General features: G+C 68.4%; 26 protein-coding genes, 1 tRNA gene and 2 pseudogenes. 11 read left to right on the forward strand and 18 right to left on the reverse strand.

The genetic code is table 11. The features are described from left to right. Nucleotides 1-133: 133 nt before the first annotated feature. Nucleotides 134-1,114, forward strand: a complete 981-nt coding sequence (locus RM423_RS14005; RefSeq protein ID WP_311423656.1) for an alpha-ketoacid dehydrogenase subunit beta — start codon at nt 134-136, stop codon at nt 1,112-1,114. A gap of 48 nt (nt 1,115-1,162) precedes the next feature. On the opposite strand, the gene RM423_RS25655 is transcribed toward RM423_RS14005, so the two are convergent. From RM423_RS25655 to RM423_RS14015, 3 genes and pseudogenes are all read right to left on the reverse strand, one after another. After that, the gene (locus RM423_RS25655) at nt 1,163-1,825 is read right to left on the reverse strand and encodes a dihydrofolate reductase family protein (protein ID WP_396327720.1); all 663 of its coding nucleotides are present in this window, start codon (nt 1,823-1,825) and stop codon (nt 1,163-1,165) included. A 36-nt stretch (nt 1,826-1,861) separates the two neighbouring features. Beyond that, a pseudogene (locus RM423_RS25660) lies at nt 1,862-2,362 on the reverse strand (SRPBCC family protein); the annotation flags it as partial. Then, nucleotides 2,346-2,708, reverse strand: a complete 363-nt coding sequence (locus RM423_RS14015) for an ArsR/SmtB family transcription factor (RefSeq protein WP_311423658.1) — start codon at nt 2,706-2,708, stop codon at nt 2,346-2,348. The gene RM423_RS14015 and the pseudogene RM423_RS25660, both read right to left, overlap by 17 nt. 220 nt (nt 2,709-2,928) lie before the next feature. Here RM423_RS14015 and RM423_RS14025 point away from each other — a divergent pair. Together RM423_RS14025 and RM423_RS14030 are read left to right on the forward strand one after the other, a co-directional pair. Further along, nucleotides 2,929-3,609 (forward strand): annotated as a pseudogene (locus RM423_RS14025) (IS5 family transposase); the annotation flags it as partial. Between the two features lie 416 nt (nt 3,610-4,025). Beyond that, the gene (locus RM423_RS14030) at nt 4,026-4,202 is read left to right on the forward strand and encodes a hypothetical protein (RefSeq protein ID WP_311423661.1); all 177 of its coding nucleotides are present in this window, start codon (nt 4,026-4,028) and stop codon (nt 4,200-4,202) included. A 478-nt stretch (nt 4,203-4,680) separates the two neighbouring features. Here RM423_RS14030 and RM423_RS14035 read toward each other — a convergent pair whose 3' ends face one another. Beyond that, nucleotides 4,681-4,848, reverse strand: coding sequence for a hypothetical protein (locus RM423_RS14035; RefSeq protein ID WP_311423662.1), 168 nt, complete (start codon nt 4,846-4,848; stop codon nt 4,681-4,683). 360 nt (nt 4,849-5,208) lie between these two features. Here RM423_RS14035 and RM423_RS14040 point away from each other — a divergent pair, with 360 nt between their 5' ends. Both RM423_RS14040 and RM423_RS14045 read left to right on the forward strand, forming a co-directional pair. Then, nucleotides 5,209-5,700, forward strand: a complete 492-nt coding sequence (locus RM423_RS14040; protein ID WP_311423663.1) for a hypothetical protein — start codon at nt 5,209-5,211, stop codon at nt 5,698-5,700. A gap of 45 nt (nt 5,701-5,745) precedes the next feature. Then, a complete protein-coding gene (locus RM423_RS14045) occupies nt 5,746-5,886 on the forward strand; it encodes a hypothetical protein (protein ID WP_311423664.1) in 141 nt (46 codons plus the stop codon). A gap of 574 nt (nt 5,887-6,460) precedes the next feature. Here RM423_RS14045 and RM423_RS14050 read toward each other — a convergent pair. Both RM423_RS14050 and RM423_RS14055 read right to left on the reverse strand, forming a co-directional pair. After that, nucleotides 6,461-6,535 (reverse strand) — tRNA-Val (locus tag RM423_RS14050). Between the two features lie 93 nt (nt 6,536-6,628). Next, on the reverse strand, nt 6,629-7,054 hold the full coding sequence (locus RM423_RS14055; protein WP_311423665.1) for a TIGR02611 family protein: 426 nt from the start codon (nt 7,052-7,054) through the stop codon (nt 6,629-6,631). Between the two features lie 112 nt (nt 7,055-7,166). On the opposite strand from RM423_RS14055, the gene RM423_RS14060 reads away from it, so the two are divergent. Next, a complete protein-coding gene (locus RM423_RS14060) occupies nt 7,167-8,273 on the forward strand; it encodes an NAD(+)/NADH kinase (protein WP_311423666.1) in 1,107 nt (368 codons plus the stop codon). A gap of 86 nt (nt 8,274-8,359) precedes the next feature. After that, nucleotides 8,360-9,202 (forward strand): aldo/keto reductase, encoded by an 843-nt coding sequence (locus tag RM423_RS14065; RefSeq protein ID WP_311423667.1) that lies wholly within the window; start codon nt 8,360-8,362, stop codon nt 9,200-9,202. Between the two features lie 72 nt (nt 9,203-9,274). Here the strand turns inward: RM423_RS14065 and RM423_RS14070 are convergent, their stop codons facing one another. Then, nucleotides 9,275-9,694 carry a LapA family protein gene (locus tag RM423_RS14070; protein ID WP_311423668.1) on the reverse strand — a complete coding sequence of 140 codons (420 nt, stop codon included), beginning with the start codon at nt 9,692-9,694 and terminating at the stop codon, nt 9,275-9,277. Between the two features lie 78 nt (nt 9,695-9,772). Here RM423_RS14070 and RM423_RS14075 point away from each other — a divergent pair, with 78 nt between their 5' ends. Together RM423_RS14075 and RM423_RS14080 are read left to right on the forward strand one after the other, a co-directional pair. After that, complete coding sequence (locus RM423_RS14075; RefSeq protein ID WP_311423669.1) at nt 9,773-9,937, forward strand: hypothetical protein; 165 nt, start codon at nt 9,773-9,775, stop codon at nt 9,935-9,937. 47 nt (nt 9,938-9,984) lie between these two features. Beyond that, nucleotides 9,985-10,542 (forward strand): GreA/GreB family elongation factor, encoded by a 558-nt coding sequence (locus tag RM423_RS14080; protein ID WP_311423670.1) that lies wholly within the window; start codon nt 9,985-9,987, stop codon nt 10,540-10,542. A gap of 28 nt (nt 10,543-10,570) precedes the next feature. On the opposite strand, the gene RM423_RS14085 is transcribed toward RM423_RS14080, so the two are convergent. Genes RM423_RS14085 through RM423_RS14095 form a run of 3 tightly spaced genes read right to left on the reverse strand, consistent with a single transcriptional unit; the run spans nt 10,571 to nt 12,386 of the window. Then, entirely contained in the window at nt 10,571-11,614 is a 1,044-nt protein-coding gene (locus tag RM423_RS14085; protein ID WP_311423671.1) for a YihY/virulence factor BrkB family protein, read from the reverse strand. Beyond that, nucleotides 11,611-11,958 carry a DUF3618 domain-containing protein gene (locus RM423_RS14090; RefSeq protein ID WP_311423672.1) on the reverse strand — a complete coding sequence of 116 codons (348 nt, stop codon included), beginning with the start codon at nt 11,956-11,958 and terminating at the stop codon, nt 11,611-11,613. Before RM423_RS14090 ends, RM423_RS14085 begins: the two co-directional genes overlap by 4 nt. Next, nucleotides 11,955-12,386 (reverse strand): phage holin family protein, encoded by a 432-nt coding sequence (locus tag RM423_RS14095; RefSeq protein WP_311423673.1) that lies wholly within the window; start codon nt 12,384-12,386, stop codon nt 11,955-11,957. The genes RM423_RS14090 and RM423_RS14095 overlap by 4 nt, the downstream gene beginning before the upstream one ends. Nucleotides 12,387-12,632: 246 nt before the next feature. On the opposite strand from RM423_RS14095, the gene RM423_RS14100 reads away from it, so the two are divergent. Continuing rightward, the gene (locus RM423_RS14100) at nt 12,633-13,433 is read left to right on the forward strand and encodes an MBL fold metallo-hydrolase (RefSeq protein WP_311423674.1); all 801 of its coding nucleotides are present in this window, start codon (nt 12,633-12,635) and stop codon (nt 13,431-13,433) included. 69 nt (nt 13,434-13,502) lie between these two features. On the opposite strand, the gene RM423_RS14105 is transcribed toward RM423_RS14100, so the two are convergent. From RM423_RS14105 to RM423_RS14115, 3 genes are all read right to left on the reverse strand, one after another. Further along, nucleotides 13,503-14,411: an NAD(P)H-hydrate dehydratase gene (locus RM423_RS14105; RefSeq protein ID WP_311423675.1), complete on the reverse strand. Its 909-nt coding sequence runs from the start codon at nt 14,409-14,411 to the stop codon at nt 13,503-13,505. Continuing rightward, nucleotides 14,395-15,192 carry a histidine phosphatase family protein gene (locus RM423_RS14110; RefSeq protein ID WP_311423676.1) on the reverse strand — a complete coding sequence of 266 codons (798 nt, stop codon included), beginning with the start codon at nt 15,190-15,192 and terminating at the stop codon, nt 14,395-14,397. The genes RM423_RS14105 and RM423_RS14110 overlap by 17 nt, the downstream gene beginning before the upstream one ends. 164 nt (nt 15,193-15,356) lie before the next feature. Continuing rightward, complete coding sequence (locus RM423_RS14115) at nt 15,357-15,755, reverse strand: ankyrin repeat domain-containing protein (RefSeq protein WP_311423677.1); 399 nt, start codon at nt 15,753-15,755, stop codon at nt 15,357-15,359. A gap of 133 nt (nt 15,756-15,888) precedes the next feature. Between RM423_RS14115 and RM423_RS14120 the strand changes: the two genes are divergently transcribed. Further along, nucleotides 15,889-17,541 (forward strand): catalase, encoded by a 1,653-nt coding sequence (locus RM423_RS14120; RefSeq protein WP_311423678.1) that lies wholly within the window; start codon nt 15,889-15,891, stop codon nt 17,539-17,541. A 75-nt stretch (nt 17,542-17,616) separates the two neighbouring features. On the opposite strand, the gene RM423_RS14125 is transcribed toward RM423_RS14120, so the two are convergent. From RM423_RS14125 to RM423_RS14145, 5 genes are read right to left on the reverse strand one after another with little or no spacing between them, the layout of a single operon-like run. Then, the gene (locus tag RM423_RS14125) at nt 17,617-18,357 is read right to left on the reverse strand and encodes an SDR family NAD(P)-dependent oxidoreductase (RefSeq protein ID WP_311423679.1); all 741 of its coding nucleotides are present in this window, start codon (nt 18,355-18,357) and stop codon (nt 17,617-17,619) included. Beyond that, nucleotides 18,354-19,337, reverse strand: a complete 984-nt coding sequence (locus RM423_RS14130) for a glycosyltransferase family 9 protein (protein ID WP_311423680.1) — start codon at nt 19,335-19,337, stop codon at nt 18,354-18,356. The genes RM423_RS14125 and RM423_RS14130 overlap by 4 nt, the downstream gene beginning before the upstream one ends. Then, nucleotides 19,334-20,743, reverse strand: a complete 1,410-nt coding sequence (gene rfaE2, locus RM423_RS14135) for a D-glycero-beta-D-manno-heptose 1-phosphate adenylyltransferase (RefSeq protein ID WP_311423738.1) — start codon at nt 20,741-20,743, stop codon at nt 19,334-19,336. Before rfaE2 ends, RM423_RS14130 begins: the two co-directional genes overlap by 4 nt. Then, complete coding sequence (locus tag RM423_RS14140) at nt 20,743-21,375, reverse strand: D-sedoheptulose-7-phosphate isomerase (RefSeq protein ID WP_311423681.1); 633 nt, start codon at nt 21,373-21,375, stop codon at nt 20,743-20,745. Before RM423_RS14140 ends, rfaE2 begins: the two co-directional genes overlap by 1 nt. Continuing rightward, entirely contained in the window at nt 21,372-22,616 is a 1,245-nt protein-coding gene (locus RM423_RS14145) for a glycosyltransferase (RefSeq protein ID WP_396327721.1), read from the reverse strand. The genes RM423_RS14140 and RM423_RS14145 overlap by 4 nt, the downstream gene beginning before the upstream one ends. Nucleotides 22,617-22,647 lie beyond the last annotated feature (31 nt).

Genomic DNA, 22,647 nt, shown 5'->3' on the forward strand with positions numbered 1-22,647 from the left:
GAAACACCCGGGTCAACACCCCCACCGACACCAAATCCGACAACCGACGATCCGACTCCGGCTTCACCCACCCAGCACGAGGCATACCACCAAACTACACCGCTGTAAGCTTAACTGAACGGTATTGCGCTTAGTGGAGATCAACTACCGCAAAGTAATCGCACGTGCACTCGCCGACGAACTGGACCACGACCCGAAGGTCGTCTTCCTCGGCGAGGACGTCGGCACTGCAGGGGGCGCGTTCAAAGCCACCGAGGGTCTCAAGGAGCGCTTCGGTGACCGCGTCCGCGACACCCCGATCTCCGAGCAGGCGATCATCGGGGCGGCGGTCGGAGCCGCACTGATGGGGCTTCGCCCCGTCGCCGAGATCATGTTCGCAGACTTCGCCGGCGTCTGCTTCGACCAGATCGTCAACACCCTCGCCAAGTACCGCTACACCACGGGCGGCCAGGCCAGCGTCCCTGTCACCGTCCGGATGTCCAACGGCGCCGGCGCCGGGTTCGGACCGCAGCACTCACAAGCGGCGGAAAACTGGTTCCTCAACGTCCCAGGACTGAAGATCGTCGTTCCGGGCACCGTCGAGGACCTCTACGGCCTGCTCCGTTCGGCGATCCGCGACGACGACCCGGTGCTGGTCTTCGAGCACAAGAATCTCTTCCCGCTGAAGGGTTCGGTTCCCGCAGAGCCCGACGACAACTACCTCGTGCCGATCGGTGTCGCCGACGTCGTCCGCGAGGGCGCCGACGTCACCATTGTCGCGACACAGCAGATGCGCCATCGAGCCCTCGCGGCGGCCGATGCACTGGCCAGCGAGGAGATCTCCGTCGAAGTGATCGACCCGAGGACGCTGGTGCCCTTCGACCTGGACGCGGTCACCCGGTCGCTGACCAAGACGTCGCGGCTGGTCGTCGCTCAAGAAGGGCCGCCCGACGGCGGCTGGGGCGCCACCCTCATCGCCAAGATCAGCTCGGGATTCTTCGATCTGCTGGACGCCCCGCCGACGCTCGTCGCCAGCGACCCCACGCCCGTGCCGTATTCCGCGCCCATGGAAGACGCGTGGCTGCCGGATGCCCATCGGATCGCCGAGGCCGCTCGACACGTCGTCCGGTACTGACCCAGAGGAGATCAACAAAATATGCCGGTCTCCGTGACCATGCCGCGCCTAGGCGTCGCGGCGGCGTCGCGAGAAGGTCAGGTGGAGAACTCCGCTCGGTGAGGTTACCGCTTCGATGTGGAAGCGCTGCTCGAGTCCTTCCAGTCCGTCCCAGAGTCGTTCGCCCCGGCCGAGAAGGATCGGTACAACGACGATGTGCATCTCGTCGATCAGGTCTGCCTGAAGGAACTGGCGGATCGTGGTGGCGCCACCGCCGATGCGAACGTCGAGGTCGCCCGCTAAGCCGCGGGCTTGCTCGAGCGCGTCGGCGGGCTCTGCGTCGACGAAATAGAAGGTGGTGCCGCCGTCCATCTCCAACGGCGGGCGCGAGTGATGAGTGAGGACGACCACCGGGGTGTGGAAGGGCGGGTTGTCACCCCACCAGCCTCGCCACTCCTCGTCGGCCCACGGGCCCCGCTGGGGCGCGAACTTGTTGCGCCCCATGATCTCTACTCCGACGCCGGTGGCCCACCGGCTCGCGAAAGCCTCGTCGACACCCACGGAGCGCGCTCCCTCACCAGTAAGGCCCATCTGCTTGAAAGTGCGCGTCGGCATCGCCCACTGGACCAGGCGGTGTCCGGCATGGCCGAAGGGCGCCTCAAGCCGCTGTTCCTCACCAACACCGAATCCGTCGAGCGAGACAGAGAAGTTGTGAACGCGGACGAGTGACATGCGGCCTCCTGATTGTCGGTCGGCATCCGAGATTCGGTCGGTGTCGTTCCGGGTGAGTTCGGCGACGTAGGCCGCCAGGTTGCGCAGGGTCTGCTCGCCGCCCTCGATCGCGTGGTACTTCTCCACCGCCTCGTCGCGGAGTTCCTTGGTTCCGAACACCGAGCGCATCACGATCCGGGTCTCGTCGCCGGTCGGCTCGAAGGCCAGGACCGACTCGAAGGCGTTGGGGTCGTCGCGGAACTCGCCGTGCAGCAGAGCGATCCGCTCCGGCGCGACGATTTCCCGCCAGGTGACCCACTCCTGGTAGTCGGTTCCGTCCGGCCCGTGCATCACGAAGTCCCACTCCCCGCCGGCACGGAACTCGAAGGACCGCGTGGTGGTGGAGAACCCGTCCGGTCCCCACCACCGCGACAGGTGCCAGACCTGCGTGAACGCTTCGAACACCAGCTCCCGTGGTGCGCTGATGACCCGGGACATCACGATCTCGCGGTCCGCGGTCGCGGGGTGGGGCTCGCCGCCGCTACTGGTCGTTGCCATCCGATGATTCCTTCCGCCTTGCCTGTTTCAAGTCCTGCACGTACTCGTCCAGCCGATCGAAGCTCCCGCTCCAGAACCGCTCGAAGCCGCCCAGCCACTCGTGCACCGGCCGCAGTCCTCGGGCGTCCAGGTCGTACAGCCGCTGCTTGCCCGCCCCGCGGACCTGCACCAGCCCGACCTCCCGGAGCACCCGCAGGTGCTTGGACGCCTGCGGCTGGCTCATCCCCAGATCCCGCGCCAGCTCGGTCACCGGCCGCTCGCCGCCCTGCAGCAGGACCAGGATCTCCCGCCGCTGCGGCTCGGCGATCGCGTTGAACGCGTCCGAAGTCGTCGCCGCTCGTGCCATGGCATCCATTATATTCCCATATCGGAAAATGTAAACACTCCATCGCCCGGTCGCATCACAAAAGGGCTGTGAGACGAATGACGGGCTGGAACAGTCAGGCAGGTGGAAGGCCGCTGCAACGGTCCGTCGCCCATCCTGTGCGAGCAGCCGGACGGAACGGCGCTACCTCAACCCCACCGGCCTGTTCCCAACGTCGTGCCCGGCGACGCCTAGGGCGAAGTTCTCGGATGCCAGGCTGATGGTCGAGGCGATCATCTACCGGTATCGGTGTGGGATCGCGTGGCGTGGCGTGACCTGCCCGAGGCGTTCGGCCCCTGGCAGACGGTGTGGACCTGGCATTACAGGATGGCGACCGACGGCACCTGGGATCAGGTGCACGCGACGCTCACGGCCGCTGCGGACGCGGCGGGCCTTGTTGATTGGTCGCTGTCGGCGGACTCCACGATCGCTCGCGCGCATCAGCACGCGACGAACACCACCCGCCTCACAGGGGGCTGGATCGAACTACCCGAATCCGCGGGTCGAGCCGCCTGATCATGGCATCGGCCGCTCCCGCGGCGGGCTGTCGCCGGAGATCCACCAGCTCGTTGATGGAAACGGGCTGCCGCTGGTCACGCTGATCACGCCCGGGCAGGCCGGGGACTCACCGATGTTCCTGCCGCTCATGCAGCAGTTGCGCGTCGGGCGCGATATGGAGCGGCCGCGCACTCGCCCCGACGCGGTTCGCGGCGACAAGGCCTACTCGTCCCGTGCGATCCGCTCTCACCTCCGCTCCCGTGGGATCAAAGCCGTCATCCCGGAGCCCGACGACCAGAAGGGCCACCGCAAACGGCGAGGATCACGCGGTGGACGTCCGGTCGGACTCGACGCCGTCGACTACAAGAACCGGAACGTGATCGAGCTACCTCTAGACATTTCGATCGATTCATAGCGCCATCTGGCGTCTCTACCTGCGGTGTACCCCGCCATGAGGTTCACCTTCGATCGGCGAGTACTCCGTAACGTCGGAGGCCGTACAAGCCCATCAACACCAACCAGAAGACGGCCGCGGTCTCGGCGACATGGGACCAGGGACGGCCGGTCGTTAGGTGGTCCAGTGTCGCGGCTAGTGCGTCGAAAGCGGCCAGGAAGAGTCCGTACGCAATGGTGTGAGTTGTGAAGTACTCCCTTGTCCGTCGCAGCCTCGACGACGCAACCGTCCACATGCCGAGGACGTTACCCCCGCAGTGATCTCCAGCGGCGCCGTTCAGCCCCGCGAACTGGACTAGGATTTGCCACGTGGTCCTACGTAAGGCATCGACAGTCACTCGGCTCGAATTGACCCTCGCGGTGACGTGCCTGACCGTCGCGGGCATCGGCCTGGCTCTTCAGATCGCGCACGTTGGCCGCCCGCTGAGAAGCGTCATCGGCTTCCTCGGCATAGCCGAGAACGCCTTCGTCGTCGTGCGCAACGCCAGCCGGGTGAAGCGTGAAGAAAGCGGCCCAGACCGCTGACCGGCCGCCGTTGGTGTGCGGTGGCTGAGACCATACTGCGGTTCCGGCTGCCGCATGTAAGATTGGTGTTACTTCATCACTGAGGTTTACGGGCGGACTCAGCGGTGGAGCGCGTCCTGAACATGGTGCCTGACTGGAGCAGGGCCTGGTGAGGGCGACCCCGCGCAGGAGATCTAGCGAAGTGGTGAACGCCCAATGGTCAGCTCATCGGTGCAGAAGATGATTCAGCGACGTGCGCGTCTATACCGGAAGACCGTGCGCGATTGCCGCTTCACGTCTGAAGACCTTGCGGTCATCATCGCCGCTCGTGAAGACGAGTTCCGGTCCGGGGACGGCTGGCGCAGGCGTGCAGAGCCCCGTTGCAAGCAAGAAGCTTGAGTCTTCAACTACTCCGGAGCGGCTGGGCGTGCAGCGGCAGGGTGACCAGCCGACGATGGGAGTGTTCAGCTCGATCAGGCGGTGCCCGTTGGGGGGCGGCTCAGTCCGTCAATGCCTGCCGAACCCTGCGCCGCGCACGCCGCCCGAGCCACCAGGCGGGCACACCGGCCACCAGGAAAATGAGCGGGATCACGAGGCGCACCATCTGGGTGTGCCTCACGAGGCCAAAGATTAAAACGGCCGCCCAGAACAGGACCGCGGCGATCACTAGCGTCTCGTACTTCGCCCCCCACGTGTACGGCGGTCGGCTCCTCAGCAGTTCGGCGTCTTGTCGCGTGAGTGGTCCGCGGCCGTACAAACCACTACGGATGCGCCTGGTTTGTTCGGGGTCTGCTCGCCCGTGGCTCATGGTCATGACGCCAACCCTGACACAAGCGTGGATCTCCTCCAATGGCGGATCTGAGGTGCACTGACACCCCCCGCCCGGCCGGATCGAGTCAGATTTGTCACTTCGGACCGCTCCAGAGGGTGCCAACCTGGCCGACCGAACGTGCCTAGCGGGTCGATCACGATGCCATAGACACTGTGATCGACCGCGGCGACGGAGATACAGCAGGACGCGCACGAGATGGTGCGTCGTGCGGAGTACGCGCTCGGCAAGGCCATCCGCGCCGGGCAAGAGCAAGGCGAGATTCGCCGCCGTGGCGGGACCGCAACCCACTATGACCGGTGGAGTGGAGAAACGGGGCACACCTTGAACTCCACAAAGGCAAGCCCCACTGACTTCGCTAGTTCGGATGAGTTGCACAACAAGACCGGCACGGGCATCTACGACCTGGTGGATGACGTGTCGGAGCAGCAGTTCGAGGAAGCGATCTCCGGCAGCGACCTCCTCTCTCGCGCGAACGTGGTTCGCAAGATCCAGGGCGTCAAGTCCGACAAGCTCGCCCCGGCCGAACGGTTGAACAGGATCGGGGACATGGCCGACGCCGGGCACACGTCGGATCGTGGACGCGCATTTTCTCGTCGGTCGGCCTCAGCCCGTAAGGGCCCCGTCGCATCCCGAGCCGCCCGTCCGGCCACCCGTGCTGGGTGCGATCGGGCGTTCCGCCCGTCCTAGGGCTATCGTTTGCCTATGGCCGCTAAGAGGCGAGAAGCACAAGCTATGAGCATGTTCCCAGCGCGCCGGCTCGACACCCGGCCACCGCGGGTCGGCGAGCTGTTCCAGCGCCCTGATGGGCAGTGGGAGGAAGCTCGACCCCGGCAGTCCCCAACCGGGGACACCTGGCCGACGGACGGCGACTAGCTGGGGCGGACGCGCGTCCTGGGCACCGCCGCCCGCGACACCCGCCACCGGGCGATCGGCAAGGGGCCGCATAGCGTGAACCGCGACCGCCAGGCTCCAGGTCGATGACCCCGCAAGGGTGTCCACGGCCACGGACACCCTTGCGGGGGTACGCAGCAGATGACCGCCGTCACCGAGGCTGGCGTGTACTCGCTCGATGGCGATGACCTAAGCACTACTGAGGTCATCGACTCGATGGTCAGCACCGCGAGCTGGTGTCGGTACTACCGACACCAGCGACTCGACGGGCTACGTACTGCGTACGTTACCGATTCGATGGTGTCAGCCTGATTGACGTCATCGGTTCACTCGGCGGTCGGGGGCAACCGTTGGTCAGACGCCAACGGTTGCCCCGAAGGCCACCCTCTGCTGGCGCGCGAGGACCGGGACGCGTGAACGGCCCGCCCCCATCATCGGGAAGCGGCCGTGCTCATGGGTAGGGCCTTCCTGCTCGGCCCACCATTCATGTCAGGGCACGTAGCGGGCACGCGGTCCGCCTAACGCGCGCTGGAGGTCCCGAATACGGGACCTGCGATGGTGGGCGATACTGGGATCGAACCAGTGACCCCTGCCGTGTGAAGGCAGTGCTCTCCCGCTGAGCTAATCGCCCGCAACCTCTGCGGTAACCTCGGCTAGCTTACATGCCCCCGACCGGCATGACACGCCCCCGCCGCTCTCCGAACCGCGTAACCGGAGGCCAAGATCACCGCAGGAAGTGCCAGCCCAGGTAGCCGATACCGACCAGAACCGCCAGGCCGACCACGCCCAGCAGCACGCGCACGAACACCGGCTGGCGCCTGGCCCACGCCGTCCAGTCCCTGAGCAGCTGTCGGGCCCGCCGGAGCAGCCGCTGCGCCCACCGGAATTCAGTCGCCCAGACCGCCAGGCCCAGGAACACGATGGCCCAGCCGGGCCCCGGCAGCGGGATCAGCAACAGGCCGCCGAGGAACACGACACCGCCGACCACCGCGATCAGGATTTTCCAGATCAGCGCCCCGCCCGGCAACCGGTGCATCCGGTCACGCACCGGGCGCAGCCACTTCGGCGGCCGCGCCTCGATCGACTCCCCCACCCCGTCCGTGCTTGTTGCCTCGGCGGCGACACCGCTGCTTGCCGGGTTCTGGGACACCGTCTCTCCGCTCGTTCTCTTCAAGGCACGATAAAGGCCCCAGCACACCCACGCGCCGCTGGGTCAAGGGCTCAACGGCCGCCCTACCAGCGGAGTTCCACAGGCCACGCACATGCTGTCTACCCTAGGCACCCGCCGCCAGGTGCGCGACGCACCGGCCATCCGGCGCCCGTACGGTGGTGGAATGGCCGCCAACGCTGACCCCTCCGCGAATGCCCCCAGGAAATGCGAGCGCATCGGCCTCGTGGTGCACGGCGGCCGGAACATCGCCGTCCAGACCGCGGCCCGGGTGCGCACCTGGGCCGCCGAGCATGGCATCGAGGTCAGCGAACTGGATGTCTGGCAGCACGACAGCCTGCCCAGCAAGCGCCGCAGCTCCCACGACGAGCTGGTTGCCAGCCGGCACCCGCAGCTGATCGTCACCGTCGGCGGCGACGGCACCTTTCTGCGCGGCGCCCGCATCGCGGCCCATGGCGACGTACCCGTCCTCGGCGTCAACGTCGGCCGCGTCGGGTTCCTCACCGAGGTCGAGCCCGACGAGGTCGAGACGGCCCTGAACGCCTTCGTGTCCGGAACAGCCCAGGTGGACGAGCGGATGATGCTCACCATGGGGGCGTCCCGGCCGCTGGAGATCCCCGAGGGCATGCAGTCGCTGCTCTGCTACGGGCGCGGACCGCTGTTGCCACCACCGACCCCCCGCCGGGAAGAGACCGACGATCTGGACGGTGGCGTCGCTCTGGACGTGATCGCCCTCAACGACATCGTGTTCGAGAAGCTGGCCCGCGACCGGCAGGCAAGCCTCGGCGTCTACGTCGACGGCACACTGCTGGCCAGTTACTCCGCCGACGCGCTGATCGTCTCGAGCGCGACCGGCTCGACGGCGTACAACTTCTCCGCCGGCGGACCGATCCTGTCGCCACGACTGCGCGCCCTGGTCTTCACCCCGGTGGCCGCGCACATGGTGTTCAACCGCAGCCTGGTGCTCGCCGCCGAAGAAGAGATCACCGTTAGAGTGCTTGACCAATCCGGCCAGGTCGCGGTCAGCGTCGACGGTCAGTTGCGCGGTGTCCTCGATCCCGTCGACTGGGTCACGGTGCGGCAGGCCGAGCACAGCGCGCGGCTGCTGCGCGTCCGTCCGTCGGACTTCTACTCCCGGCTGCGGAGCCGGTTCGGGCTGTCCGACGCACCAGCAGCCGTAGCCGACAGCGTGTCGCGTTAGGTCAAGACCCCCGTACCTTGGACGCTCGCAACACGCATGCAAGATGGAACAGCCATGCAGCACAACGCGATCGATGAGGAGAAGACGTGACTGAGGTTCCCAACGTACGGCTCAACAATGGTGTCGAGATCCCGCAACTAGGTTTCGGCGTATACCAGATCGAGCCCGAAGAAACCGTCGAAGCGGTGTCACACGCGCTACGCACCGGCTACCGGCACATCGACACCGCGCAGATGTATCGCAACGAGAAGGAGGTCGGCCAGGCGATCGCCGAGTCCGGCATCGACCGCGCCGACATCTTCGTGACCACCAAGCTGGCCAACGACAAGCACGACTTCGATGCTGCCCTGGCCGCCTTCGACCAGAGCCTGGCCGACCTTCGGCTCGACCGGGTGGATCTCTTCCTCATCCACTGGCCACTGCCGACCGTGGGCGACGGCAACTACGTCGAGACGTGGAAGGCGCTGGAGCGGATCTACACCGACGGACGGGCGCGCTCCATCGGGGTGTCGAACTTCCAGCCGCACCATCTCCGCAAGCTGCACGCGGACGCCGGGATACGCCCCGCGGTGAACCAGATCGAGCTGCACCCCTACCTGACCCAGGACGAGCTGCGGGCCTTCGACGCCGACCACGAGATCGCGACCGAGGCCTGGTCCCCGATCGCCCAGGGCGCCGTGCTCAGCGACCCCACGATCCTCGAACTCGCCCGGACGTATGGCAAGACGCCTGCTCAGGTGGTGCTGCGCTGGCATCTCCAGCTCGGCAACATCGTGTTCCCGAAGTCGGTGACGCCGGGGCGGGTGCGAGAGAACTTCGACATCTTCGACTTCGAGATCTCGACCGGCGACCTGGGGCTGATCTCGGCCCTGAACAAGAGCGAGCGCATCGGCCCGGATCCTGACACGTTCGACTACGTACCTGGCTAGCAACGTACCCAACCAGTTAGCAACGGTGGCGGCGCGGGTGCACACCCGCGCCGCTCCGGTCTCAGCAGCGAGTTACCGCATCCCGCCGGGGACGTTCTTGCGCAGGGCCCGTCGCAGCTGCAGGATCCGCAGCGATCCCGGGATGGCGACCAACAGGATGCCTACCACCGCGGACAGCAGCACAGTGAGCGCCAGCGAGAACAGGCCGTGCCAGCCGAAGAAGTGGATCGACACCCGGCGCGAGTTCTGGGCGATGAAGATGATCAGCAGGATGATGAAGATCGCCGTGGCGATCAGGCCCACCCACACGCCGCTGACGCGCCCGCCACTGACGTGACCCTTCTCGTTGAAGCCCGGCGCGGGATGCGAATGACCGTCCTCGCGTAGCGCAGCCGCATCCGGCATCGGCTGCCCGACGGGGTCGACACCCGGGTAGCCAGGCTCCTGCGCGGGACCGCCCGAGGAATAGGGGCCGTTCGTCGGCTCGCTCACGTCAGCATCTCCTTCGATACCGCAATCGCAAACCCCGTGGCTGAGGCCAGATCGCAGGCTTCGCTCAGGTTACCCGCTATGGCGCCCGCTGGACCGCACCACACCGAGCGCGGCTCACACCTACTCAGCCAGACCAGTGCTGACAGCAACGGCAACGACAACGACAACGTGACCACCACGGACGGCACTTGGCACTCGCTGCCGGCCACCGGTACCGTTCATGCGGGGATTGGGTCGGCCTAGACAATCGGTTTCGTCAGTTCCTGACGAGTACGTGGAGCACGCCGACAATGTCCATCAACAGCACCCCGCTCATCACCGCATCCGACACTGCCGCATTCGACACCGCGATTCCGAGCAGCACGGTCGGCCATCTGCAGGACGGCATCCGTGCCCGCCTGCACGAGTTGTACGAACTCCGCGAGCAGGCCCGCGCCGAAGCCACCCCGCCCGGCATGGGCGGTGATGCGGCCGACCGGTCCACCAACGTCGAGGCGGCGATCCTGCTCGAGAGCCTGGAAGCCCGCATCCTGGAGCTGGAACTGCGCCTGCAGGCGCCCACCTCGAGCCGCGCGCGGAAGTCCAAGAAGGCCCGCAACGCCGTGGGCGTCGGCAGCTCGGTCACCATCCGCTTCGAGGACGAGGACGACACCGAGACGCTGCTGGTCAGCCCGCTCGGCCAGGCCGCGACCGGCTCCACGGTCATCACCCCGGGAAGCCCGCTGGGCAAGGCCCTGCTGTGTGCTGAGGCAGGGGTCAAGGTCAGCTACCGCACCGCCCACGGCTCCACCCACTCGGTCGAGGTCGTGTCGGTCGACAACACGGCGCAGTTGAGCCCAGTGGTCTGATCCCAGCTGACCTAAGGCCCGCAGTTTCTCAGGACGACTGGCTTCGCTTGCGTGACAGCGCCTCGGCGCGCTGGGTGTCATCCTCGTCCAGCTTGCGGGTGTCGCGGGGAACCGCGAAGGGCTCGAGTGATTCCGGAACCCCCTGGGCGATGGCCTTCTGCCGGTCCAGCTCGGCGTTGAACTCCGCGCCGAGCAGGACCGCCAGGTTCGTGATCCACAGCCAGACCAGGAACACGATGACGCCCGCGACCGAGCCATAGGTCTTGTTGTACGAGGCGAAGTTCGCCACGTAGACGGCGAACGCGCCGGACGCGACCAGCCAGATGACCACCGCGAGGGCGGCGCCGGGGCTGAGCCAGCGGAAACCGGGCTGCTTCACGTTCGGGCACGCCCAGTACAGGATCGCCAGCGTCAGAGCCACGATGATCAGCAGCACCGGCCACTTCGCGACGTTCCACACGGTGAGGCCGGTGTCGCCGACGCCGAGCACCTTGCCGACCTGGTCGGCGACATTGCCGGAGACCAGCACGATAACGGCGCTGATCAGCAGCATCACCACGACGCTGAGCGTGACGCCCACCCGCACCGGAATCGTCTTCCACACCGGGCGGCCTTCACCGACGCCGTAGATCGCGTTGATGGCACGCATGAACGCGGCGATGTAGCCCGACGCCGACCAGAGCGCGAGCACCAGGCCGATGATCGCCGTGAAGCTGGCCGTCGTGTGCTGGCCCTGCGCGTTCGAGATGATCTGGTTGAAGAAGGTCTTGACCCCGCCCGGAGCGACCTGACCCACGTTCTCCTGGATGGTGGCGATCGCCTTCGGCCCGAGCAGGCCCAGCACCGACACCACGACCAGGATGCCCGGAAACAGCGCCAGCACCCCGTAATAGGTGAGCGCCGCGGCCCAGTCCGTCAGGTTGTCGGTCTTGAACCCCTTCAGCGAGCGGCGCAGGATGGCGAACCAGCCCGGCCCCGACACGTCTGTAGGGCTGTCAGGGTCCGCGTCCCCGCCCGTGCCGCTCAACCGCTTGCCCGCGGCGGTTGCCGACGCTTTCTTGTCGTCCGTCATCGGGCGCCTCCTGCGCGTCGGCCGATCAGCGTGATGACCACGGCGACAGAAACCGCGACCAGTGCCTGCCGCGGGTTGTCCCGAACGCGTTGGACGGCCTGGCTCAGCACCGGAAGCACCGTGTCACTCAGCTTGTCGAGCGCTTGGACCACCGGCTCCGGAGCCCTGTCCTTGGCCTGCTGGAGCCGCTGGACCGCCGTGGCCTTGGTGTCGTCCATTCGCTGCCGGGCCTGCTGCTTGACGTCCAGCTTCACCGCCAGTTGGTTCACCGTGTCAGCCAACTCGGATCGCGCCTGCGCTATCTCGGCACGCAGCACGTCCGGATCGTTAGTCGAGCCACTCATCGTTTCGCGCTTTCTTTGAGGGTGTCGAAGTCGCGTCGCACGCCGGCGACGGCCTCCCGCGGCAATGGCGATCCGACCGCCGACACCTGCCTCTTGCCCATCAGCGCGCCCATCCCGGCGAGCATCAGCAGGATCACGCCGACGATCACGGCGGCCAGCCAGGCCGGCACCGCGTTTGCCAGGCCCAGTACCGCGGCCGCGACCAGGGTCGCGACGCCCAGCCAGCCGAACAGCAGTGCCTGGCCGAAGAAGCCCGCACCTAGGCCGGCCTTCTTGCCCTTGGTGGTGAGTTCTGCCTGGGCGAGCCGTAGCTCGTCGCGGATCAGCGTAGACATCTGCTCGGCCACCCGCGACACCAGTTCACCGGCAGACGGCGCACTGGCCGGGTCCGCCTGCTTGGTGGTGTTGCCAGCCATGCTGTCGGCCATCGAACTACCTCCGCACAAGAGCACGACTTTTTTTCGCGCACCCCGATCACTCGACCGAGGGCTCGCAGGTCGTCCAGATGGCTTTTTTTAGCCGTGCTTAGACGGTACTTCACCCCCTCGGCGATCATCCAACCGCCACGCCACGCCACGCCAAGGCCGCTCGCCCGGCCCGTGGGGCGCTCTATGATGAGGCTGCAGTCCGGCGAGCAGCCGCCGAGTGGAAGTCATACCCGGAAGAGATTGCCCATGGAGCACGGTCAGATCGGCTCATTCACCTTCATCGGCACCGCCACGGCGCTGATCCGGCTCGGGCAGTTCACCGTCCTCACCGATCCGAACTTCCTGCACCGGGGCCAGCACGCCTACCTGGGGTACGGCCTGACCTCGCGCCGGCTGACCGAGCCGTCCATGACGGTGGACGAGTTGCCCGACCTGGACGCGATCGTGCTCTCGCACTTTCACGGCGACCACTGGGACCGGATCGCCACCCGGCAACTGGAGCGCGCCGTTCCGGTGATCACCACGAGGGACGCGGCCAAGCGGCTGCGGCACCGCGGCTTCGCCGCAGCCACCGGGTTGCGTACCTGGCAGACCCATACGCTCGCCCTGGGAGATGAGACCCTGACAATCTTCTCCCTGCCCGGCCGGCACGCGCCCGGGCTGGCACAGAAGCTGCTACCGCCGGTTATGGGCAGCATGCTCGAGTACGCGCTCGACGGCACCGTGCAGTCCAGGCTCTACATCACCGGCGACACCCTGCTGATTCCGGAGCTGGCCGAGATCCCGCAGCGCTTCTCCGAGATCGACTACGCGATGCTGCACCTGGGCGGCACCCGGTTGCCGGGCGGCCTGATGGTCACCATGGATGGCAGGCAGGGCACCGAGCTGGTGAAGCTGCTTCCTGAGAACACCCTGTCCATTCCGGTGCATTACGACGACTACGACGTGTTCAAGTCGCCGCTCAGCGACTTCGTCGCGGCCACCGAGGCGGCAGGCGTCGAGGCTCGGGTCCGGTACGTGGAGCGCGGCCAGACCGTGACGCTCTGACGCGCTCGGCGCCAGCAGCCGGCGCTGGGAGAGCCCGGCATCGTGACGCCAGGTCGCCCGCCGCCCGGCTCAGGCCTGGAGCTCTGACAGCACCAGCGGGATCTCGGCGACGAGTTCCCTGGCGAGAAAGCCGAGAGCACCGATCCGGGCGGCGAGCCGGTCACCTGACGCCGCGTGCAGGTAGGTGCCCCAGCAGGCAGCCTGGGCCAGGTTGCCACCGCGCGCCACCAGCCCGGTGACCGCTCCGGCGAGCACATCGCCGCTTCCCGACGTGCCCAGTCCGGAGTGCCCGGCCGGTACCGTCCAGACGGCTCCACCCGGCGCCCCGATGATGTTGTCGCTGCTCACGACGGCCCCGTAGCGCTCGGCGACCTCACTGACCAGGGCGATGTGCGCCTCCTCGGAACCGTCCTCCGCCGAACCGTCGTCGGAGCCCGATTCGTCGCGATCCAGCAGCAACAGCGCCTCGGCGCGGTTGGGTGTCACCAGCAGCCGCCCCCGCAACGCCCGCAATGTGGTGGCCGGCAGCTGCGGGATCGCGCCGAGTGCGTAGGCGTCCAGTACGAAGTTCAACTCGTCGCCGGCCGCGTCGACCAGGCCGGTGATCAGCCGCACCGTCTCGTCGATGTCGTCCAGGCCGGGACCCACCAGCAGCGCGCTGGCCCGCTCGATCCGGCGCGCGAGCGCCTCGGCGGCCGTCCCGAGCACTGAACCGGCGGCGTTCTGCGGCAGCCACTCCACACCGGCCTCGGGCACCGCCGCGCCTACCGCGGCCGCCACGGATTCCGCGACGCCCAGCGTGAGGACCCCGGCGCCCACCCGCAGCGCAGCGAGGCCGGCCAGCATCGCCGCGCCGGGAGTCGTCGCCGCGCCGCCGACGACCACCACCCGGCCCCTGCTGCCCTTGCCGCCTGACGGTTTGGGCAACGGCCACGCCCGCAGGCTGGCCGGTGAGACCGTGTCAGCGGTGGATGGCATCGACGTCTCCCGGGTGTGCGGTCGGGACCTCTCCCGGGTGCTCGGTCGGCCGGCTGCCGAACCGTTCGAGGTGGCTGTGGTCGTTGTGGACGGTGGTACGCCACGTCCCCTCCGGGCTGTCGCGGACGATGCGGGTCACCGAGGCATTGGTGATCGAGCCCTCGCGCGCCAGGTCGAACAGCTCCTTCTCGTCCAGGCGCTCGCATACGTAGCGGAACAGCAGAATCACCGCGTCGTGGGCCACGATCAGGTGCCGTCCGGAACCCGATCGGGGCGCCGGCTGAGCGTCCAGGTCGGACAGGAACGACCTGATCCGCAGCGCGACATCGGACCAGGACTCTCCGCCCGGCGGGCGGTAGTACAGCTTGCCCAGCCACTGTCTGCGCCACGCCTCCTCGGGGAACCGGGTGCGCACGCCGGTGCTGGTCAGCAGGTCCAGAATGCCGAGCTCACGGTCACGCAGCCGCTCGTCCAGCACCAGCGGGGGCGGGGTGGCCAGGTCGGCCAGCGCACCCTGTGCGGTTCTGCGGGCACGCAGGTATGGCGAGCACCAGGCGTTGTCGGGCCGCTGGGCGGCAGGCAGGGTTGCGAACCACCGTCCCAGCGCCCGCGCCTGCTCCTCGCCGACCGGCGACAGCGGCACGTCGGGATCGCGCATGGACATGGTGATCATCTCGGCGTTCGCGCTTTCAGCCTCTTCACGCGCGACGTTGCCGACACTCTCACCGTGGCGGACCAGAACCAGCTCAACGGCGGACACGCTGTCGAACATACCGCCCATCAGATGATCTTCGTGCCAACCGGCGAGCCTTTGCGTTGTCCTTTTGCTATCCCGGAGCCACGGTTAAGCTCGGGGCCGGGCTCGAAGAGAAGCCCGAGACGGTTTCACAGCATCGACTCGGAGACGGCGGTGTCTTGCATCTCGCGTTCGCTACGCCCCGCCGCTCAGCCGGTGGCCGGGTACAACAGCGCTGCCATCTCCGGCAGGTCGAAGAACGCGGCGATCTCCAGCGCGGAAGGCGCGCCTTGAGCGGGCTCCGCACCATGGCGCAGCAGGTCGGTGACGATGTCGCCCGACTGCCGGAACACGGCCGCGCCGAGGGCGGTCTGGCCCCGGTCGTTCACCCGCCCCGTGTCCGCGCCGCGGTCCAGCAGCAGCCGCACCACGTCGGCCTGCCGGTGATAGGCCGCCAGGATGAGCAGCGAGTCACCGGTACCGCTGGTGAGGTTGACCGGGACGCCGAGGTCCAGCGCGGCCGTGAGCCGATCGGCGGCTCCGTACCGCGCGAAGTCCAGGACGTCTTGCAGAAATTTCAGCTCTTGCTCGGTGAGCTCCTCGGGCATGGTCGCAGTCTAGGACGGCCACACCGGCGAGCCGCCGGGAGCGGTGGGTACGAGCTGATCGAAGCGCACTGATTTAATCCAGAATGTTCCGCTGAATCAAGATACGTGATCCACCGAATAAATAGGAGAGATGATGACCGACGTTGCGTCGCAACCGTCCGCGCCAGCCGACGACCGCCAGGTGCTCACCAACCGTCAAGGGCACCCCGTGTTCGACAACCAGAATCAGCGCACGGTCGGTGCCCGCGGGCCCGCCACGCTGGAGAACTACCAGTTCCTCGAGAAGATCAGCCACTTCGACCGCGAGCGCATTCCGGAGCGAGTCGTGCATGCCCGAGGAGCCACGGCGTTCGGGTACTTCGAGGCCTACGGCAGCTGGGGCGACGAGCCCATCGCCGAGTACACCCGGGCGAAGCTGTTCCAGGAGCAGGGCAAGCAGACCGAGCTGGCAATCCGGTTCTCGACCGTCGCAGGCGGCCGGGACTCCTCCGAGCTGGCTCGCGACCCCCGCGGCTTCGCGGTGAAGATGTACACCGAGGACGGCAACTGGGACCTGGTCGGCAACAACATGGCGGTGTTCTTCATCCGCGACGCCGTCAAGTTCCCCGACTTCATCCACTCCCAGAAGCCGGACCCGGTGAACTTCGATCGCCAGGTCGCCAACCGGGTGTTCGACTTCATCAGCCAGACGCCCGAGGCGCTGCACATGGTGACCATGGTCTTCGGCCCGCGTGGGCTGCCGGCCTCGTACCGCACGATGCAGGGCTTCGGCGTCAACACCTACAAGTGGGTCAACGCGGCCGGCGACACCAAGCTGGTCAAGTACCACTGGATTCCCAAGCAGGGCGTCAAGTCGCTGACCGCCGAGAAGGCCGCGGAACTGCAGGGCCAGGATCTGGGATACCACACCAAGGACCTGTACGAGGCCATCGAGCGCGGCGAGTACCCGGAGTGGGAACTCCAGGTACAGCTGATGGACGATCACGACCACCCCGAGCTGGACTGGGACCCGCTGGATGACACCAAGGTGTGGCCGGAGAACGACTTCCCGCTCAAGCCGGTCGGCCGGATGGTGCTGAACCGAATTCCGGAGAACTTCTTCGCCGAGAGCGAGCAGATCGCCTTCGGTACCGGCGTCCTCGTCGACGGCCTGGATTTCAGCGACGACAAGATGCTCGTCGGCCGGACGTTCAGCTACAGCGACACCCAGCGCTACCGGGTCGGCCCGAACTACCTACAGCTGCCGGTCAACTCGGCTAAGCACGCCAAGGTCGCCACCAACCAGCGGGACGGCCAGATGACCTATGTCGTCGACACCGGCGGTGAGAACCCGCATGTCAACTACGAACCGTCCATCACCGGCGGCCTTCGCGAGGCGACGTACCCGACGCACGACGATCAGGGACCCGAGATCACCGGGCGCCTCACCCGCAAGCGCATCCCCCGCACGGATGACTACCGCCAGGCCGGCGAGCGGTTCCTGCTGTCCGAGCAGTGGGAACAGGACGACCTGGTGCTCAACCTGGTCGGTGCGCTCAGCCAGTGCGACCGTCCCATCCAGGAGCGGATGGTCTGGCACTTCTTTCTGTGCGAGGACACCCTCGGTCGGCGCATCGGCGAGGGCCTGGGCATCTCGGCCGACGACGTCCGGCACCTGCCGCCGCTGGCGAGCCAGACGCTCACCGAGCAGGAACAGGACCGGCTGGCGAACCTGGGCAAGAACGGGCCGCGCGACGTCACCGGCCTGAAGATGACGCACTGCGTTCCGAACGAGCAGGTCAGCTAGGTTCTTCGGCTTGCGGCGATCGTGCGGGCTTCCGGACGGAGGCCCGCACGATCGAGACTTAGGTAGGAGCGTCGGTCAGCGGGGCCAGCCGGGCTCGCGCCGGGAGTTGATGACCAGGTTCTGGACGAAGGTATCCGGCGGCAGCGTAAGCATGAACTCCACCGAGCTGGCCACCGTGTCCGGATCCATCATGACCTCGTCGGAGAGATTCCACTGCTCCATCATCGGCGTGTTCATGGCGCTGGGCATCAGGCCGTGGATGCGCACCGGCCACCGGTACTCGTGCGCCTCACGCTGCATCACCTTGGTAAGCATGGCCAAAGCTGCCTTGGACGAGTTGTACGCCGCCGCGTCCGCGCCCACCGTGATCGCCGAGATCGAGATCACGTTCACCACGTCGGCGGGGTACTCGCGGTCCTCGGTGCCGATCACCCTGAGAAATTCTCGAGTGGTGTAGAGCGGACCGGACTGGTTGACGCTGAGCACCTGCAGCCACTGCTCGTCGGAGATGTCACGCACCCCGGCCCCGCGGTCCGTCCCGGCGTTGTTGACCAGGCCGTCGAACTTCTCGCCGAAACGTTCCGCGGCCGAGGCGATGACGTCCGCCACGTTGGCGGGGTCCGTCACGTCCAGGGCCATCGCCGTTGCCGATCCGCCCGCGTCGGACACCAGCTTCACGGTCGCCTCGGCACCGTTGCTGTCGCGGTCCCCCACGATCGGGTGCGCTCCGCCGGCCGCCAGCCGCAGGGCGATGGCGCGGCCCAGTCCGCTGCCGCCACCGGTCACTAGCACCGCGCGGTCGTGTAGTTGTCTCATCTGGATTCCCTGCCTCTTCCTGATATCGCCTCTTCGGGCGTCGCTGTGCTGGCCGACAGCGAATCCACCGCCCGTACAACCTCGTCGACGCCGATCGCCAGCAGCGCCGGGTCCGGGTCGGTGCCGTGCGGATCGCCGGTGCCGTCGCCGTGCCACAGCACCAGGTGCGGTCCGTCGGTCGGTGGTCCCCAGCTCGCCGGCGACACCGGGCCGAACAGCAGCACGGACGGCGTCCGGTAGTTCGACGCGATGTGCGCGACACCGGTGTCACCGCACACCACCAGCCGCGCCCGCGCGATGAGAACCAGCAGTTCCAGCAAGCCCAAACCGAGCAGCGACGGCACGCCCGCGCGGACTGCGACGGCGGTCGCCAGCTCACGTTCGGACTGGCCGCCGGTGATCACCACCCGGTGTCCCGCGCGATCCAGCGCGGCGGCCACCTCCGCGAACCGCTCGGCGAGCCAGCGCCGCGATCCGGCCGCGGCGCCGGGGTGCACCACGGTGAGCCCCCGCGGCACGCTGACCGGCACCGTGCTCGCCGGCACCGCCAGGCACCCGGCCACACCCGGCCCGGTATCGGCAATGCCCAGTGATTCGCTGACCAAACGGCGCCAGCGCGGCACCTCGTGTTCCTCCTGCAACCAGATGGGCCCGGGCAGCCCGGCGGCCGGGTCCGCGAAGCCGTACAGGGCCGCCGGGTTCAGCGCGGCGAGCAGCCGGCGGCTTTCCGGTCCCTTGCCGTGCAGGTCGACCGCCACCGACACCGGACCGTCCAGGCCGGTGACGGGCGCCAACTCGGCCGTCGGGAGCAGCGCGTCGACCGCGGGCGTCAGTGCGATCAGCGGCCGGAACACCGCTGGGGCGGCCAGCACCACGCGGTGGTCGGGCAACGCCTGCTTGAGCAGTGCCAGCGCCGGCAGCCCGGTGAGAAAATCACCGAGCCCGAGCGCGCGCAGTGCCAGCGCGACGGGCCGGCTCACTGCCGCGCGGCCGGCCGCGAAGCCAGCTCGACCAAGGCGGTGGTGGAACGTCCGCGCAGGTAGGGAACCGTGACGGCCTCGCCGCCCCACTCGGCAAGGACGCTCGCCTCGGGCAACTCGACGCCCGAGTAGTCACCGCCCTTGGCCCAGATGTCGGGCCGGATGCGCCGCAGCACCTCGGCCGGCAGATCTTCCTCGAACACCACCACGGCGTCGACGCATTCGAGCGCGGCGAGCACCTGCGCGCGGTCCACGGCCGGTTGCAGCGGCCGGGACGGGCCCTTGAGCCGGCGGACGGAGTCATCGGAGTTCAGGCACACAACCAGGCAGTCCCCCAGCGCGCGCGCGGCCTGCAGGGCGGCGACATGGCCGGCATGCACCAGGTCGAAGCACCCGCCGGTGGCGACCACCGTGCCGCCGCGGCGGCGCACCGCCGCCAGCAACTCGTGCACGTCGGCGTGCGTCTGCACCACCGCGCCGTCGACTGCGCCGGCCGGTACTTCGGTTCCGGCGCCCAGCCGCACCCCCGCCGCGCCACCGGCCGCGACGAACGCGGCCGCCGCGGCGACGGCTGCCGCGACCGCCTCACTCGGGAGAGCGCCGTTCGCCAGCGCCGCCGTGGCAGCGGCCGCGAAGCAGTCCCCGGCCCCACAGGTGTCCTCGGCGGCGACGGTCTCGGGCACCACCATGAACGGTGAGTTGTCGCCGAGGCACAGCATGGCGCCGCGGGCGCCGAGCGTCACGCACACCGCCTGGACGCCCCAGTTTCCGGCCAGCGACTGGGCACCGCTGCGCAGACTCCCGAGCGAGCCGCCGGTGCCTGCCGGCGCGAAGAGCCGCAACTCCGACTCGTTGGGCGTGACCAGCATGGTTCCCTCGACCGGAGCGGCGCCATGTGGATGCGGGTCCCAGACCACCGGAACGCGGTGGGCGGCGGTCGCCAGCGCGGCGCGGATCTCCGGCGCCGCGGTGGCGCCCCGCCCGTAGTCCGATACCAGCACCGCCCTGGCGGCGGCGAGCGCGGCAGTGGCCTCGGCGGGCAGCGCGCCGACCTCCCCCGGTGCGTCACCGCTGTCCAGTCGCGCCACCGGATGGTTCCCTGCGCGGATCCGGGTCTTCACCGGAGTGCTGCCGGTCCACGGCAGTCCGATGAGCCGGACGCGGCCCGCCAGCAGTTGCCGCACCTGCTCGGCGGCGGCGTCGTCCGCCAGCGGGGCGATCAGCACCACCGGCTCCTCGGCGTGCTCGGCGAGGAGTAGGGCGGCCAGCGCGGCACCACCCGGGCGCCGCCGCTTCTCGAGGTCGTGCAGCACGGGTACCGGCGCCTCCGGCGAGAGCCGCTCCGCCAGCCCGACGACGTCGACGTCGAGCATCAGGTCACCGAGCACCACCACCGGTGAGCCCATCACAGGCCGCTGCCGGACCAGCGCGGCTGCGGCGGCACTCGTGTCAGCTCGTCATCCATCGCCTCGCACATGATGTGCAGCGCGGCCAGGTGTAACTCCTGCACCGACGCCGATACCGGGCACCGCACCGTCACCGCCTCGTCGGCGGCGTCGGCGAGCGGGTTCGGACCCGGTCCGGTCAGCGCCCAGGTCCGCAGCCCGCGGGTCCGGGCCCGGCGGGCGGCTGCCACCATGTTCGGGCTCCGTCCGGACGTCGACATCAGGACGCACACGTCACCCGGACGGCCATGCGCCTCGACCTGGCGGGCGAACATCTCTTCGATGCCGAAGTCGTTCACGATCGCGGTCAGCGCCGAGGGCTCTGTGTGCAGCGCCACCGCGGAGAAGGCCTGCCGGTCGCGCTGGTAGCGGCCGACGATCTCGGCGGTCAGGTGCTGGGCCTGAGCAGCGCTGCCGCCGTTGCCGACGGCCAGCAGCCGGGCGCCCGAGGTCAGTGCCGTGGCGAGGGCGACGCCCCACCTGGCGGCCGTCTCGGCAGCCGGGCCGAAGTCGCGCAATGCCTCGCTGAGGACGTCCAGGTGCTCCTGCGCGATGGACGTTCCCACCGTCGCGGCGGTGTTCGGTGCGCTCATCGCAGCGACCCCGCCGAGCTCGCGCTGCCGTTGCTTTCGGCGAGTCGCTCCCGTTCCGAGAGCACCGTCCGGTAGGACCGCTCGGTCCGTGCCGCGATCGAGTTCCACCCGTAATTAGAACGCACTCGCTCACTTCCGGCGTTACCCATGTCGATCCGCTTCCTGTCGTCGGCCAGCAGCGCCCGTACAGCCGCGGCCAGTTCCTGCGGACGCCCCGGCGGCACCAGGCTGCCGGTCACGCCCTCGATCACGGTGTCCTTCATTCCGCCGACCGCCGTCGCGACGACCGGCACGCCGCAGGCCATCGCCTCGAGCGGCACGATGCCGAACGGCTCGTACCAGGGTGCGGCCAGCACCACGTCGCAGGAGCGGATGAGCTCCGGCAGCTCGCTGTGCGGCACCCGGCCGAGCAGGAGCGTCCGGTCCGACACCCCGTTCTCGGCAGCCACCTGCCGCAGCCGGGACGCCGCCGCGTCGGTTGCCAGATCTGCCGGGTCCGGACCGCCCACCACGACCAGCTCGGCGTCCGGAATCGCGGCCAGCGCGGCGAGAACGTCCTCGACGCCCTTGCGCGGCACCAGCCTGCCGAGTGCCAGCAGCCGACGCCGGTTGCCGTTGCGCACCGGCGCGTCCGGCCTGCCCGGCGTGAACAGGTCGAGGTCCACGCCGCAGGGCACCACGTCGATCGATGCGGGTGAGACGCCCATGGCGCTCAGCTCCACGACCTCGTCGGTGCAGGTGGCGATGATCCGGTCGACGGTACGGGCGACCCGTCGCTCGACGCCGATCCGCTCGGCCGGGCTGGTGTCCGCCGCGCCCTGCCACCGCCGCTTGACGGTGCCCAGGGCGTGGAAGGTCTGCACCACCGGTATGCCGCAGACACCCGCGGCCGTGGTCGCCGCCAGCCCGCTCATCCAGAAGTGCGCATGCACCAGGTCGGGCGGCGCGGAACGCCAGCGGCGCGCGAGTTGCACGGCAAAGGCGTCCATGTGGGGCAGCAGCTCGTCCTTGGGGAGGTCCGCGGCGGGACCAGCGGTCACCTGCTCGACCAGGACGTTGGGTGCCAGCACCACCCGTTTGGGCATGGTCGGGTCGGTTCTGCGCGTGTAGACGACGACCTGGTGTCCCAACCGGGCAAGGGCGACGGACAGGGCGGCGACATGCACGTTCTGGCCACCGGCGTCCGCACCGCCCAGGCATGCGAGCGGACTCGCGTGCTCGGACACCATCGCGATGTTCAAGCCGTCCCCGACCTTGCTGATCTGACCACTG

It is taken from the genome of Jatrophihabitans lederbergiae (assembly GCF_031845305.1).
In the GTDB taxonomy this organism is placed as follows: Bacteria; Actinomycetota; Actinomycetes; order Mycobacteriales; family Jatrophihabitantaceae; genus Jatrophihabitans_A; species Jatrophihabitans_A lederbergiae.

Bases quoted from the DNA above. Each gene is read 5' to 3' on its own strand.
- RM423_RS25655 (WP_396327720.1), bottom strand. From the start codon at position 1,825: ATGTCACTCGTCCGCGTTCACAACTTCTCTGTCTCGCTCGACGGATTC.
- RM423_RS14015 (WP_311423658.1), bottom strand. From the start codon at position 2,708: ATGGCACGAGCGGCGACGACTTCGGACGCGTTCAACGCGATCGCCGAG.
- RM423_RS14040 (WP_311423663.1), top strand. From the start codon at position 5,209: ATGGTGCGTCGTGCGGAGTACGCGCTCGGCAAGGCCATCCGCGCCGGG.
- RM423_RS14045 (WP_311423664.1), top strand. From the start codon at position 5,746: ATGAGCATGTTCCCAGCGCGCCGGCTCGACACCCGGCCACCGCGGGTC.
- RM423_RS14060 (WP_311423666.1), top strand. From the start codon at position 7,167: ATGCTGTCTACCCTAGGCACCCGCCGCCAGGTGCGCGACGCACCGGCC.
- RM423_RS14075 (WP_311423669.1), top strand. From the start codon at position 9,773: ATGGCGCCCGCTGGACCGCACCACACCGAGCGCGGCTCACACCTACTC.
- RM423_RS14080 (WP_311423670.1), top strand. From the start codon at position 9,985: ATGTCCATCAACAGCACCCCGCTCATCACCGCATCCGACACTGCCGCA.
- RM423_RS14085 (WP_311423671.1), bottom strand. From the start codon at position 11,614: ATGACGGACGACAAGAAAGCGTCGGCAACCGCCGCGGGCAAGCGGTTG.
- RM423_RS14090 (WP_311423672.1), bottom strand. From the start codon at position 11,958: ATGAGTGGCTCGACTAACGATCCGGACGTGCTGCGTGCCGAGATAGCG.
- RM423_RS14095 (WP_311423673.1), bottom strand. From the start codon at position 12,386: ATGGCCGACAGCATGGCTGGCAACACCACCAAGCAGGCGGACCCGGCC.
- RM423_RS14100 (WP_311423674.1), top strand. From the start codon at position 12,633: ATGGAGCACGGTCAGATCGGCTCATTCACCTTCATCGGCACCGCCACG.
- RM423_RS14105 (WP_311423675.1), bottom strand. From the start codon at position 14,411: ATGCCATCCACCGCTGACACGGTCTCACCGGCCAGCCTGCGGGCGTGG.
- RM423_RS14110 (WP_311423676.1), bottom strand. From the start codon at position 15,192: ATGGGCGGTATGTTCGACAGCGTGTCCGCCGTTGAGCTGGTTCTGGTC.
- RM423_RS14115 (WP_311423677.1), bottom strand. From the start codon at position 15,755: ATGCCCGAGGAGCTCACCGAGCAAGAGCTGAAATTTCTGCAAGACGTC.
- RM423_RS14120 (WP_311423678.1), top strand. From the start codon at position 15,889: ATGACCGACGTTGCGTCGCAACCGTCCGCGCCAGCCGACGACCGCCAG.
- RM423_RS14125 (WP_311423679.1), bottom strand. From the start codon at position 18,357: ATGAGACAACTACACGACCGCGCGGTGCTAGTGACCGGTGGCGGCAGC.
- rfaE2 (WP_311423738.1), bottom strand. From the start codon at position 20,743: ATGGGCTCACCGGTGGTGGTGCTCGGTGACCTGATGCTCGACGTCGAC.
- RM423_RS14140 (WP_311423681.1), bottom strand. From the start codon at position 21,375: ATGAGCGCACCGAACACCGCCGCGACGGTGGGAACGTCCATCGCGCAG.